This window comes from Micromonospora sp. NBRC 107095, from assembly GCF_030269705.1.
Taxonomy (GTDB): Bacteria; Actinomycetota; Actinomycetes; order Mycobacteriales; family Micromonosporaceae; genus Micromonospora; species Micromonospora parva.
Map to the genome: position 1 here is coordinate 419,469 of NZ_BSTU01000002.1, position 13,044 is coordinate 432,512.

12 protein-coding genes are annotated in these 13,044 nt (G+C 72.9%); 8 read left to right on the forward strand and 4 right to left on the reverse strand.

The features are described 5' to 3' along the window. Nucleotides 1–30: 30 nt before the first annotated feature. Both QSK15_RS14280 and ychF read right to left on the reverse strand, forming a co-directional pair. Nucleotides 31–801 carry a class I SAM-dependent methyltransferase gene (locus QSK15_RS14280; RefSeq protein WP_285794683.1) on the reverse strand — a complete coding sequence of 257 codons (771 nt, stop codon included), beginning with the start codon at nucleotides 799–801 and terminating at the stop codon, nucleotides 31–33. A gap of 205 nt (nucleotides 802–1,006) precedes the next feature. Beyond that, nucleotides 1,007–2,092 (reverse strand): redox-regulated ATPase YchF, encoded by a 1,086-nt coding sequence (ychF, locus tag QSK15_RS14285; protein WP_279520053.1) that lies wholly within the window; start codon nucleotides 2,090–2,092, stop codon nucleotides 1,007–1,009. 142 nt (nucleotides 2,093–2,234) lie between these two features. Between ychF and QSK15_RS14290 the strand changes: the two genes are divergently transcribed. Then, a complete protein-coding gene (locus tag QSK15_RS14290) occupies nucleotides 2,235–2,825 on the forward strand; it encodes an exonuclease (protein ID WP_285794684.1) in 591 nt (196 codons plus the stop codon). A 20-nt stretch (nucleotides 2,826–2,845) separates the two neighbouring features. Here QSK15_RS14290 and QSK15_RS14295 read toward each other — a convergent pair whose 3' ends face one another. Continuing rightward, nucleotides 2,846–3,580, reverse strand: coding sequence for a Type 1 glutamine amidotransferase-like domain-containing protein (locus tag QSK15_RS14295; RefSeq protein ID WP_285794685.1), 735 nt, complete (start codon nucleotides 3,578–3,580; stop codon nucleotides 2,846–2,848). 153 nt (nucleotides 3,581–3,733) lie between these two features. Further along, the gene (locus QSK15_RS14300; RefSeq protein ID WP_285794686.1) at nucleotides 3,734–4,237 is read right to left on the reverse strand and encodes a hypothetical protein; all 504 of its coding nucleotides are present in this window, start codon (nucleotides 4,235–4,237) and stop codon (nucleotides 3,734–3,736) included. Between the two features lie 138 nt (nucleotides 4,238–4,375). Between QSK15_RS14300 and QSK15_RS14305 the strand changes: the two genes are divergently transcribed. The 7 genes from QSK15_RS14305 to QSK15_RS14335 all read left to right on the forward strand — a co-directional run bounded on the left by QSK15_RS14305 (nucleotide 4,376) and on the right by QSK15_RS14335 (nucleotide 13,010). Further along, nucleotides 4,376–4,885, forward strand: a complete 510-nt coding sequence (locus tag QSK15_RS14305; RefSeq protein ID WP_285794687.1) for a SigE family RNA polymerase sigma factor — start codon at nucleotides 4,376–4,378, stop codon at nucleotides 4,883–4,885. Then, on the forward strand, nucleotides 4,882–5,382 hold the full coding sequence (locus tag QSK15_RS14310) for a hypothetical protein (RefSeq protein ID WP_285794688.1): 501 nt from the start codon (nucleotides 4,882–4,884) through the stop codon (nucleotides 5,380–5,382). The genes QSK15_RS14305 and QSK15_RS14310 overlap by 4 nt, the downstream gene beginning before the upstream one ends. Before the next feature lie 317 nt (nucleotides 5,383–5,699). Next, nucleotides 5,700–7,151, forward strand: coding sequence for an FAD-binding oxidoreductase (locus QSK15_RS14315; protein ID WP_285794689.1), 1,452 nt, complete (start codon nucleotides 5,700–5,702; stop codon nucleotides 7,149–7,151). Between the two features lie 78 nt (nucleotides 7,152–7,229). Next, on the forward strand, nucleotides 7,230–8,732 hold the full coding sequence (locus QSK15_RS14320; RefSeq protein ID WP_285794690.1) for a DNA-3-methyladenine glycosylase 2 family protein: 1,503 nt from the start codon (nucleotides 7,230–7,232) through the stop codon (nucleotides 8,730–8,732). Further along, nucleotides 8,729–9,238 carry a methylated-DNA--[protein]-cysteine S-methyltransferase gene (locus QSK15_RS14325; RefSeq protein ID WP_285794691.1) on the forward strand — a complete coding sequence of 170 codons (510 nt, stop codon included), beginning with the start codon at nucleotides 8,729–8,731 and terminating at the stop codon, nucleotides 9,236–9,238. Before QSK15_RS14320 ends, QSK15_RS14325 begins: the two co-directional genes overlap by 4 nt. A 38-nt stretch (nucleotides 9,239–9,276) precedes the next feature. After that, nucleotides 9,277–11,133: an ABC transporter ATP-binding protein gene (locus tag QSK15_RS14330; protein WP_377634648.1), complete on the forward strand. Its 1,857-nt coding sequence runs from the start codon at nucleotides 9,277–9,279 to the stop codon at nucleotides 11,131–11,133. Then, the gene (locus tag QSK15_RS14335; protein WP_285794692.1) at nucleotides 11,130–13,010 is read left to right on the forward strand and encodes an ABC transporter ATP-binding protein; all 1,881 of its coding nucleotides are present in this window, start codon (nucleotides 11,130–11,132) and stop codon (nucleotides 13,008–13,010) included. Before QSK15_RS14330 ends, QSK15_RS14335 begins: the two co-directional genes overlap by 4 nt. Nucleotides 13,011–13,044: the final 34 nt, after the last annotated feature.

Sequence of the window (13,044 nt, forward strand, 5' to 3'; positions counted from 1 at the left end):
CGCCCCGCCCCGATGCCGCTTCGCCGGCTGTCAGCGTCGCCGGGCGCGCAGCACGCCGGTCAGCATGGGCACTGTGAACTCGCCCTGGGCGGTTTCCGGTCGGCTTCCGAGGAAGGCGCGGACCCGGTCGAGCGTGGCCACTCGCTCCCCGTCCGGCATGACCAGCATCCCGGCCCGCGTCGCGAGCGTCGCGGCGAGCGAGTCGGCGGTACGCCGCTGACCGTGCGGGAACTCGACCTGCTCCGCCGACCCGAACCGGGCGATCAGGCCGGTGCGCGCAACGAGCATGTCCGCCGTCGCCGCGCGCCAACTGCTCAACGTGTCACGCGGGCCGATGGCGGCACTCCCGCTCACGCGTTCGAGCCCGGCAACCCAGTCGACCCGGTCGTCCATGATGTTCCACAGACCGGCCAGGACACCGCCCGGTGCGAGGACTCTGGCGATTTCCGCCCCGGCGACGGTCATGTCGAACCAGTGCAGCGCGTTGCCGGCCAGCACGGCGTCGACGGACGCATCCGGCAACGGGATGGCCTCCGCGCTACCCGGCAGGGCACGGACCGCCGGCAGCGCACGGCGTAGCTCGGCGAGCATCGCCGCGTCGGGCTCGACCGCCACCACGTCCGCGCCCACCGCGACCAGCGTCGCGGACAGCTTGCCGGTGCCGGCGCCCAGGTCGAGCACACGCAGGCCGGGCGCGGGCTCCAGTGCCCACCGCACCGCGGCCTGCGCGTAGTCCGGGCGGTGCTCGGCGTACGCGGCAGCCGCCGCACCGAACGACGATCGCAGCAGCTGTTCGGCCATGCGGTCAACCTACCGCCGTTCGTGGGCATCGACTGCCCCATGACAGCGTGCAGAGACCCTGCGGAGCCGGTGGGGCGTCCGCCAGCCCGTCTATGTGCTCGGCATCGCGGTCAGCATGGCCATGATCCACTCATCTTCCTGAAAACCGCGCTATCCAGGTCGGAGGGACACCGCGACGTCAATGAAGCCGAGTCGATCATGCACGTCAGACGTTGAAGCGGAACTCCACCACGTCGCCGTCCTGCATGACGTACTCCTTGCCCTCGATGCGGACCTTGCCCGCCGCCTTGGCCGCCGCCATCGAACCGTGCTCGACCAGGTCCTGGTACGAGACCACCTCGGCCTTGATGAAGCCGCGCTGGAAGTCGCTGTGGATGACGCCCGCGGCCTCCGGCGCGGTGGCGCCGATCGGGACGGTCCAGGCGCGCGCCTCCTTGGGCCCGGCCGTGAGGTACGTCTGGAGGCCGAGGGTGCGGAAGCCGACCCGGACGAGCTGGTTGAGGCCGGGCTCGTTCTGCCCGATCGACTCCAGCAGTTCGCGGGCCTCCTCCTCAGGCAGGTCCACCAGCTCGGACTCGATCTTGGCGTCCATGAAGATGGCCTCGGCGGGGGCGACCAGGGCGCGCAGCTCGTCGAGGAACGTCTCGTTGGCCAGCTCGGCCTCGTCGACGTTGAAGACGTACAGGAAGGGCTTGGTGGTGAGCAGGTGCAGCTCGCGCAGGTGCTCCAGCTCGATCTTGGCGGCGGCTGCCCCGGAGTAGAGGGTGGTGCCACCGTCGAGCACCTCGATCGCGGCCTTCGCGGCGGCGACGGCGGCGGCCCGGTCCTTGCGGAGCTTGGCCTCCTTCTCCAACCGGGGCAGCGCCTTGTCCAGGGTCTGCAGGTCGGCGAGGATCAGCTCGGTGTTGATCGTCTCGATGTCGTCGGCCGGGGAGACCTTACCGTCGACGTGCACCACGTTCGGGTCGGAGAAGGCCCGGACGACCTGGCAGATCGCCGAGGCGTCCCGGATGTTGGCCAGGAAGGCATTCCCCCGGCCCTGCCCCTTCGATGCGCCACGGACCAGGCCGGCGATGTCGACGAACGACACCGGCGCCGGCAGCACCTTCTGCGAGGAGAAGATCTCGGCCAGCTTGCTCAGCCGCTCGTCGGGGAGCCCGACCACGCCGACGTTGGGCTCGATGGTGGCGAACGGGTAGTTCGCCGCCAGCACGTCGTTCTTGGTCAACGCGTTGAAAAGCGTGCTCTTGCCGACGTTGGGCAGGCCGACGATGCCGATGGTGAGACTCACGACGGGCCAGCTTACGCCGGTCCCGGCCGGGCCGGTCCAGGCGGCTCCGATTCGGCGCTGGGCAGGTGGTCGATGTTCGGGTCCGCCGGGCCCCTGACGCGTTGCTACCCTGCCGGTTCGATCTCCCACTGCTGGAGGTGAGATGGCCTCGACGTTGCCTGAGCTGTACATCGCCGTCGATGTGGAGGCGGACGGGCCGATCCCCGGGCCGTACAGCATGATCTCGCTGGGCATGGCCGTGGCCGGCCGCCCGGACCTGACCTTCTACACCGAGCTGCGTCCCATCTCCGACGAGTTCGTCCCGGCGGCGCTGGCCGTCTCCGGCCTGGACCGGGAACGTCTGCTGCGGGAGGCGCCCACCGCACAGGAGGCGATGTCCGCCGCTGCGGCCTGGGTCAACGGGCTGCGCCGGGTCGGCCGTCCGGTCTTCCTGGCCGCCCCGGCCGTCTGGGACGGCATGTTCGTGCACTGGTACTTCGTCCGCTTCGTCGGGCACAGCCCGTTCGGCGCGACCGGCTCCGGTGTCGATCTGCGCAGCTACTGGATGGGGTTGACCGGCAGCGATTGGGTCCAGACCCGCAAAGGCACGATCAAGCACGAGCTGGGCCTGCACGACGTGCCGCACACGCACCACGCCGGTGAGGACGCCGCCGAGCTGGCCCAGGTCTTCGACGCGGTGCTCCGCCGCCGACAGCCCGCCGAAGAGGCGTCACGCCCGGCCGAGCAGGCGTGACGCTCAGCGAGGCGTGACGCTCAGCCGAGCAGGCGAGGGGCGATGACCGCCTCCCGCACGCTGCCGTCCGCGCCCCGGCTGACCTCGTACGCCGAGACGCCCTCGCGGTCCGCGACTGCCTCGACCAGCCGGGTGCCCCGGTAGACCAGGCCGACGCCGTCGTCGGTGCAGTGACTGGTGGGGAGCGTGCCGTCGCCGACCAGTTCGTGCATGAGCGGGCGGCGCTGCCCCTCGCTGTCGTAGTGCACCCCGTTGCCGTACGGGAGCCAGGCCAGGCCGTCGGTGAAGCCGCGCAGCCGGGGGCCGAAACTGTCGGTGGCACCGCCGACATGCCAGCAGATCGAGCCGGCGGAGACACCGGCCAGCACCACGCCGGCCTGCCAGCACTCGTGCAGGATCTCGTCGAGCCCGTGCACCCGCCACACCGCGACCAGGTTGGCGACGCTGCCGCCACCGACCCAGATCACGTCCTGGGCGAGCAGGTGGGCGCGGACGTCCTCGACGTTCGGCATCGGGAACAGCGCGAGGTGCGACGGCTGGAACCGGGTGTCGGCGAACGCCCCGTAGACGCCGGTCAGCGAGGTGGGCTGGTCACCGACGGCCTGCCCGAGGTAACAGATTCGCGGCCGCGAACCGGCCTCGGCCAACTCGGCCGCCAGCTCGAAGACCGGGCCGGGACGCAGGTCGTAGGGCCCACGGTCGCCCCGGAGGAAGCCCATGCTGGTGGCGATGATGGTCGGTTCGCTGGCGGGCATCTGGGCGTCCTTCCGTTGCGGGCGGTGCGGCGTCCATCCTGCCGCAGCCGGCCTCCCGCCCGTTGCGATCCGGTGCGGGGCCCGACCTTTACCCGTGGCGATCATGGTGGTGGCGGGGTGTCCGACAGTCGCGGCCCCCGCCAACCACCATGATCAACCAGACTGGTCGGGACGCCGTTGCCGGGGCACCTCAACGTCGGGCCACTGCCCCAGGGCGGGACGGTCGGCCGGCGGCAGTTGCCCGGCGGCGGCCCGGGGCAGGGTGAACCGGTCGGCGGCGGCCGGTCCGGCCGAAGCCGACTCGCGCAGCATCCACCGCACCTCGTCGGCCGTCCAGCCCAGCCCCGGCCGCGCGGCGAGCTCGCGGATCAACCGCCGACCGACCCTCGTGTCGTCGTCGTAGAAACGCATGCACCAGTGGTGCGTCCACATCCCGAGCGCCCGCAGGCCGGCGTCGTCCAGCGAGCCCACCAACCGGCCGCACGCGGTGTCGGGGAAGCTCTGCTCGGGATCGCCCGTCCGGTCCCGTTCGATGGCACCGACGGCGGCCGGCGCGACGGCCCGCATCCGGCGGTAGAAGGACTGCGCCACCGCGCGGGGCAGCGGCGGGAACGCACCCGGTGTCGACGCCGTCGTCCAACCCGCCACGCTCGTCATTCGCCGCACCCCTTCTTCAGTTGGTGGCCGGACGTTACCCGGCGCGCCCGACACTTTCGGGCCGAAAAACCCCACCGATCGTGGATAGCGACGATGACCTGGGACGTCTGTATCTGTGACAACGAAACGGGGTGGTGGGTGGACGAGGACGAGCGCGCGCGGCTGGCCGAATTCGTCGGCAGCCGGACTCCGGCGCTGATGCGGGTCGCGTACCTGTTGACGGGGGACCGCAACGCCGCCGAGGACCTGTTCCAGTCGGCGTTGGCGCGAGCCATCCCCAAGTGGGGCAGCATTCGACACGCCGATCCGGAGGGCTATCTGCGGGTGGTGATGTACCGCGAGCAGATCAGCTGGTGGCGGCGGTTTCGACGGCGGCGGGAGACCCCGCTCAACCCGGCGGACGAACCGGTCGGCGGTGACCCCAGCGGCGGCTCCGACGTGCGGTTGGCGATGCGTGCCGCGCTGCGTCACCTGCCACCGACGCAGCGGGCGGTGGTGGTCCTGCGCTACTACGAGGACCTGCCCGAAGCCCGGGTGGCCGAGTTGCTCGGCTGCTCGGTGGGCACCGTGCGCAGCCGTACCCATCGAGCGGTGCAGCGACTGCGGGAACTGCTGCCGGACGTCGACATGCTGGAGGTACGGCGATGACGGACCCCTTCGAGCACCTCATCCGCTCCACCCTCACCGACCTGGCCGAGGAGGCACCGATCGTGCATGACCAGTTGAGCCGAGCGGAACGGCGGGTGCGCAACCGACGCCGCGCCACGGTGACGGTGGGGGCGGTGAGCACCCTGGCGGCGATCCTGATCGCCACTCCGCTCGCCGTGGCCGCGACCGGCTCGGACGAACCGCCCCCGGCCGTGCCCAGCCCGGCCGGTCCGGCGGCCGTCCCCAGCCCGTCGGCACCCACCCCGTCCGCGCCCACCGCGGTGCCCTCGGTCGAGCCCAGCCCCGGTGGCGGGCTGGCCAGCCCGGTGGGCCCGCCCGGTGTGCCGGGCCGGCCGACTGTCTCGCCGAGCCCGTTGACTCCGCCAGGAGTGCCGGGCAAGCCGGGCGGACCGACCGCTTCCCCGAGCCCGTCGAGTCCGCTGGGCCCGCCCGGTGTACCGGGCCGGCCGACGGCTTCGCCGACCCCGTTGTCCTGAGCACTACCGGTCCGGTCGGCGGTTACCGCCGGCCGGACCGGCCGTCCCACCGTCACCGCCGGCCACGCTGGTGCCGGGCCGCCCCGACGCGGAGGCGAGGAGCCGGTTGGCCCGTCATTGGCCGCCGCGAGCCGGAGACGAGCAGTCGGTCGGAGATTCCGGTCACCTTCGCGCGCCACTCTCCCGCACCGGCGAGCGTCGTGCGGCGCGGCGACCAGTGGGCACCGGCGCACCAGATTTGTCGCCGCCGACGTGCCCGCTCATTCTTGGGCCATGACCGATCCCGGACACCCGAGGCGCGCGCCGCGGGGGCACCGATGAGCACCGCCATGGCCCGGGTGCCCGACTCCCTCCGAGGGCAGATCGTCACGCCCGGCGACCGCCGGTACGCCAACCTGCGCTCGACGTACACCAGGTCGGCGTCGCCGGCCGCCGTCCTGCTGCCGAAGACCACCGCCCAGGTGGTCGACGCGCTCCGCTACGCCCGCGAGCAGCGGCTGCCCATCGCGGTCCGCAGCGGCGGGCACGGCCTCTCCGGAGCCTCGTCGAACAACGGTGGGATGGTCATCGACCTGTCCATGCTCAACCGGGTTCAGGTGATCGACGAGCGGGCCGGGCTGGTCCGGGTCGAGGCCGGTGCCCGCTGGGCGAACGTCGCGAAGGCGCTGGCCCCGTACGGCCTGGTGATCAGTTCGGGCGACTACGGCGGCGTCGGGGTCGGCGGCCTGGCCACCGGCGGTGGTGTCGGCTGGCTGGTCCGTGCGCACGGCCTGACCGTCGACCGGGTCCGCGCCGTCGAGGTGGTGCTGGCGGACGGGACGCTGGTACGCGCGGACGCCGACCACGAGCCGGAGCTGTTCTGGCTGGTCCGAGGGGCCGGAGCCGGCGCGGGGATCGTGGTGGCCTTCGAGATCGAGGCGGCCGAGCAGCGCAACGTCGGTGTCGCGCAGCTGGTCGTCGAGGCGCATCCGGACGGTCGCACGGTCCGGGAGTGGACGAGCTATCTCGCGCAGGCGCCCCGGGAGTTGTCCGCCGCCGCCGTGGTGTTCGCGGAGGGCCGATCGGTGCTCATGTCCATCACCGCCGTGGTCGCCGCCGAGAGCCTGCGCCGGGCCCGACCGGCGGTGGAGCCGCTGCTCGCCATCGGCAAGGTGCTCGAACACCGGACCGACCTGCTGCCCTACCCGACGCTGGTGCCGACCGCGCACCTCAACCCCAACGTCGGGCAGCAGCGTGGCACCACCACCAACGGGCTGTTCACCGCGCTGGACGACGCCGGGGCGCGGGCCGTGACACGAGCGGTGACCGGGCCGGGGCGGGCGGTGGTCCAACTCCGCTCGTTGGGCGGGGCGGTCAACGACGTCGCCTCCGACGCGACCGCGTACCCGCATCGCCACCAGGACACCCTGATCGTGGCGTCGGTGTTTCCGCCGCAGGCCGACGCCGCGTTGAACGCCGCCTGGCGGGCGGTCGGAGCGCGCGCCGACGGTGCGTACGTCAACTTCGAGAGCCGGCCGGACCCGGCCGCGTTCGCCCGGATCTACCCGGGTGAGACCGGGGCCCGGGTCCGGCGGCTGTGGAAGCGGTACGACCCGGACGGCGTGTTCCGACCGGCCCTGCTGACCGGCCAGCCCAACCGCGCCGCGCAGACCAACCGCGCCGGCCAGTCCAGCCGCTCTGCCCAGGCGGACCGCGCCGCCCAGCCCGGCCGATCCGGTCAGCCCGGCGGGTCTGGTCAACCACACCGGCGTCGTCGACGCCCCCGTTGACCCGGCCGCTTCGCACCGGCACGCCCAGGTCCGATTCCCGCCAGCCGATGACCGGTCGAGCGGGGCATCATCGGTGACATGGAGCTGGACTTCGAGCGGTGTTACCGGGCTGTGGACAGCCGTGACCAGCGGTTCGACGGCTGGTTCTACACCGGTGTGACGTCCACCGGCATCTACTGCCGGCCGTCCTGCCCGGCGATCACGCCCAAGCGGCAGAACGTCCGGTTCTTCCCGTCCGCCGCCGCCGCGCAGGGTGCCGGGCTGCGCGCCTGCCGCCGCTGCCGGCCGGACGCCGCACCCGGCTCGCCGCAGTGGGACGTCCGCGCCGACGTGGTCGGCCGGGCGATGCGCCTGATCGCGGACGGGGTGATCGACCGGGACGGCGTGCCGGGGTTGGCCTCCCGGCTGGGCTACACCGAACGGCACCTGCACCGGATGTTGAGCGCCGAGATGGGTGCCGGGCCGCTCGCGCTGGCCCGGGCGCAGCGGGCCCAGACCGCCCGGATCCTCATCGAGACGACCGACCTCGGGATGGCCGAGATCGCGTTCGCCGCGGGCTTCGGCAGCGTGCGGCAGTTCAACGACACGCTCCGCGAGGTGTACGCGAGCGCCCCGTCCGACCTGCGCACGGCCCGTGGTCGCCAGCGGGCGGCGGTCGGGGCGGGGACGATCACGCTCCGGCTGGCGTACCGCCCGCCGCTGCACGCCCGGGCGCTGCTGGACTTCCTCGCGGTGCGGGCGTTGCCCGGTGTGGAGGAGGTCCGCGACGGGACGTACCACCGGGGTCTGCGGTTGCCACACGGCACCGGCCAGGTGGCGCTGACCCCGGCGGACGGGCACGTGGCGGCGACGTTGCGGCTGACCGACCTGCGCGACCTGGCGCCCGCTGTGGCCCGCTGCCGCCGGCTGCTCGACCTGGACGCGGATCCGGTGGCCATCGACGCCACGCTGGCCGCCGACCCGGCGCTGGCCCCGGCGGTCGCCGCAGAGCCCGGCATCCGCGTTCCCCGGTCGGTCGACGGCTTCGAGATGGCCGTCCGCGCCATCATCAACCAACAGGTCTCGATCACCTCCGCGAGAACAACCCTCACCCGCCTGCTGACCGCCGCCCACGCCCGCGTTGATCATGAAGTTGTTGCCACCGACGACGGCGTGTCGGGACAACACCTTCATGATCAGCGGGGTGGGCCGGAACAGAACGGGCTGCGGGGGTTCCTGGGCGCGGAGGAACTTTTGGGCCTGCCGGATTCGGCGTTCGGGATGCCGGTGGGGCGGCGGGAGTCCTTGCGGGGGTTGGCCCGGGCGGTGGTGGACGGGTCCGTCGATCTTGCACCTGGGGTGGATCGGGGGGAGGCCGTCCGGGGACTGCTCGCGCTCCCGGGCATCGGCCCGTGGACCGCCAACTACCTGGCCATGCGCGCCTTCGGCGACCCGGACATCCTGCTCAGTTCCGACCTCGCGGTCCGGCGCGGCGCCGCCGCGCTCGGCCTGCCCGACACCCCGACAACCCTCGACCGGTACGCCCAGCGATGGCGTCCCTGGCGGTCCTACGCCACGATCAGACTCTGGAGAGCGGCATGACCATCGACAGCACCGTACTGCGCACACCGGCCGGCCCACTGAGCATCCTCGCCGGCCCCGACGGTGACGTACGCGCGGCCGGCTTCACCCCGGACCCGGCGACACTGCTGCCCCTGGTCCACCCGACCCTGCGGGCACCACTGCGGGAGCGCGCCGACCTCGGGCCGGTCAGCGCGGCGGTCACCTCCTACCTGGACGGTGACCTCGCCGCCATCGACGCGGTGCCGGTCCAGCAACGCACCGGCGGCGAGTTCATGGCGCACGCCTGGCAGGTGCTGCGCGAGGTGCCGCCGGGCACCCCGGTCACCTACACCGGGTACGCCGCGCTGGCCGGTCGGCCACCGGCGGTGCGGGCCGCCGCGGCCGCCTGCGCCCGGAACGCGGCAGCCCTCTTCGTGCCCTGTCACCGGGTTCTTCGCACCGACGGCACGCTCGGCGGTTACCGCTGGGGGCTGGAGGTGAAGAAGTGGCTTCTCGGTCATGAGCGCCGCTTGACGGCAAGCTGACAGAACCATCGACACCTGTTAGACGCTACCGTCTGGTAGTGCCTGTGGAGAGCGACGGCGACCCGGCCACCCGGGCCGCCGCGGGAACCCGCCCCGCGCACAACCTCTGGCGGCTACGCCGCTACCTGCGCCCGTACGCCGCCGAGTTCGCCTGGCTGCTCGTCGCGGGGCTCGCCGGCACCGCCGCCGGGATCGCCGTACCGCTGGTCGTGCAGCGGGTCGTGGACGGGCCGGTGGCCCGACACGAACCGACCGGGCTGCTCCAGCTCGGCGGCCTGGCGCTGCTGCTGGGTGTCGTCGAGGCGGTGCTCATCTTCATCCGCCGGTGGGTGCAGTCGTCCTCGGCGGTGGGCATGGAGGCGGCGCTGCGCGCCGACGTCTACGCCCATCTGCAACGGCTGCCGACGAGTTTCCACGACCGCTGGCAGTCCGGCCAGCTGCTCTCCCGGATCACCAGCGACCTGTCGGTGATCCGCCGGTTCCTCTCCTTCGGCGTGTTCTTCCTGGTGCTCAACCTGACCACGTACGTGGTCGTGGTGGTGCTGCTGATCACCCTGCATCCGGTGCTCGGGGTGCTGGTCGCGGCCAGCGCGGTGCCGCTGCTGCTGATCAGTCGCCGGTTCGGGCGGCACTACCACGCCGCGTCCCGCCGGATGCAGGACCTGCAGGGCGACGTGGCGACGCTGGTCGAGGAGACCGCACAGGGTCTGCGCACCATGAAGGCGTACGGGCGGGGGCCCGAAATGGCCGCCCGCTTCGCCGGCGCGGCCCGGCGGCTGCACGACACCGGGGTCGGCAAGGGGCGGCTGCTGGCCAACACGTCGGCGCTGCTCGACCTGGTGCCCAACGTGACCCTGGGCGTGGTGCTGGCGGCGGGGGCGGCCGCCGCCGCGCACGGCGCGCTCACCATCGGCGAACTGGTCGCGTTCGTCAGCCTGCAACTGATGCTCATCTGGCCGGTGCAGTCACTGGGTTGGATCATCGCCAACGGTCAGGAGGCGGCCACCGCCGCCGACCGGATCCAGGAGGTGCTGGACACCCCACCGGAGATCGTGGACTCCCCCGGTGCTGTCGCTCTGCCCCGCGACGCGGTGCACGGCCGGCTGCGCTTCGAGCGCGTCGCGTTCAGCTATCCGGGTGCCAGCACGCCGGTGCTGCGGGAGATCGACCTGAGCATCGAGCCGGGCGAGACACTGGCCCTGGTCGGCGCCACCGGCTGCGGCAAGAGCACACTGCTCTCCCTGGTGCCCCGGCTGCACGAGGTGACCGCCGGGCGGATCACAGTGGACGGCCATGACCTGCGCGACCTGCGGCTCGCCTCGCTGCGCCGGCTGGTCGGGGTGGCGTTCGAGGAACCCACGCTCTTCTCCATGTCGGTGCGCGAGAACCTCACCCTGGGCCGCCCGGACGCCGGCGACGACGAGGTCCGCGCGGCCCTCGCGCTGGCCCAGGCCGACTTCGCGTACGACCTGCCCTGGGGGTTGGCCACCCGGGTGGGCGAGCAGGGGCTGTCCCTCTCCGGCGGGCAACGGCAACGGCTCGCGTTGGCCCGGGCCGTGCTCGGCCGACCGGCGGTACTGGTGCTGGACGACCCGCTCTCCGCCCTCGACGTGCACACGGAGGCCCTGGTCGAGGCGGCGCTCCGCCGGGTCCTGCGCGACAGCACCGCGCTGCTGGTGGTGCACCGGCCGTCGACGATCGCGCTGGCCGACCGGGTCGCTCTGCTGGAGGACGGGCGGATCACCGCGACCGGCACACACTCCGACCTGCTGGCCACCGTCCCGGCGTACCGGGCGCTGCTCGCCGCCGAGCCGCCCGCCGGGCACCCCCCACCGGCCGGGGCGGGCGGGCCCAGCCCGTCCCCTTCGGACGGGTGGGGGTTGGTGCGTTCGTGAGCGTGCCCCGGCAGGCCGACCCACCTCCGGAGGAGGAGCCCGAGCTCACCCGCTGGCGCGGAACCGCCACCGACCCGGAGGCCGACCGCAGTCGAGCGGAGGAGACCAGCCCCGAGGCGGTGGCCCGGCTGCGCCGGCTCAGTCGCAGCCTGCTGGGCGACCTGCTCCGCGGGCACCGGAAGCGACTCGCCGCGGCGGTCGCCCTGCTGCTGGCCCAGAACGCCGCCGCGATGGCCGGCCCGTACCTGGTCATGATCGGCATCGACGGGGCCATCCCGCCGTTGCGCGCCGGCGACCCGGGGCCGCTGATCGCCGTCGCCGGGGGGTTCGCGGTGGCCTCGGTGACCGAGTACGCGGCCCGCCGCGGCTTCCTCGCCCTGTCCGCCCGGATCGGCCAGGCCGTCCTGCTCGACCTGCGCCAACGGGTGTTCGGGCACTTCCTGCAACTGTCGGTGGGCTTCCACGAGCGGTACACGTCCGGCCGGATGGTCTCCCGGCTCACCAGCGACCTGGACTCGATCGCCGAACTGGTCGACGGTGGGATCGACAGCCTGGTGCTGGCCGGACTGTCGATCCTGTCGGTGGCCGCCATCCTGCTCTGGCTGGACCTGCCGCTGGCGGCCGTGACGCTGTTCGCCTTTCCGTTCCTCTTCTCGCTCTCCCGCTGGTTCGCCCGGTCGTCAGCCAGCGCGTACCGGCGGACCCGGGACGCGGTCGCGCTGGTCATCGTGCACTTCGTCGAGTCGATGCGCGGCATCCGGGCGGTGCAGGCGTTCCGCCGGGAACCCCGCAACCAACGGATCTTCGTGGCGCTCGGCGACGACTACCGACGGACCAGCCTGCACGCGTTCCGGCTGATCGCCACGTACTCGCCAGCGATCAAGCTGATCGGCAACGTCACGGTGGCCGTGGTGCTCTGCTACGGCGGGTGGCGGGTGCTCGGCGGGCAGACCGAGATCGGTGTGCTCGCCGCGTTTCTGCTCTACCTGCGCCGCTTCTTCGAGCCGATGCAGGAGCTGAGCCAGTTCTACAACTCGTTGCAGTCGGCCACCGCCGCTTTGGAGAAGCTGGCCGGGGTGCTCGACGAACGACCGGCCGTCGCCGAACCAGCCCGGCCCACACCACTGCCGACCGGAACCGGCCGTGGCCAGCTGACCTTCCGGGCGGTCAGCTTCGGCTACCGGACCGACACCCCGATCCTCCGCCGGCTGGAGCTGACGGTGCCGGCCGGACAGACCGTGGCGCTGATCGGGCCCACCGGGGCCGGCAAGTCGACGATCGCCAAGCTGGTCGCCCGGTTCCACGACCCCGACACCGGCACCGTCACGTTGGACGGGGTCGACCTGCGCGACGTACGCGACGCCGACCTGCGCCGGGCGGTGGTGCTGGTGACGCAGGAGAACCACCTGTTCAGCGGCACCGTCGCGGAGAACATCCGGTTCGGTCGCCCGGGGGCCGACGACGCCGCCGTGCAGGCCGCCGCGCGCGCGATCGGCGCGCACGACTTCATCGCCGCGCTACCCGACGGGTACGCCACGCAGGTGCACCGACGAGGCGGGCGGCTCTCCGCCGGGCAGCGGCAGCTCGTCGCGTTCGCCCGCGCGTTCCTGGCCGACCCGAGCGTGCTCATCCTGGACGAGGCCACGTCGTCGCTGGACGTGCCGACGGAACGTCTGGTGCAGCGGGCACTCGGCACCATCCTGCGCGACCGGACCGCACTGGTGATCGCCCACCGTCTCTCCACAGTGGAAACCGCCGACCGGGTGCTCGTCATCGATGGCGGGACTGTCGTCGAGGACGGCCCACCCGCCGTGCTGGCCGAGGCCGACGGCCGGTACGCCGCCCTGCACCGCCAGTGGCGCGACTCGCTGATCTAGGGCCGGCGTCGACGGCCCGCCGCCGGTGTGTTCG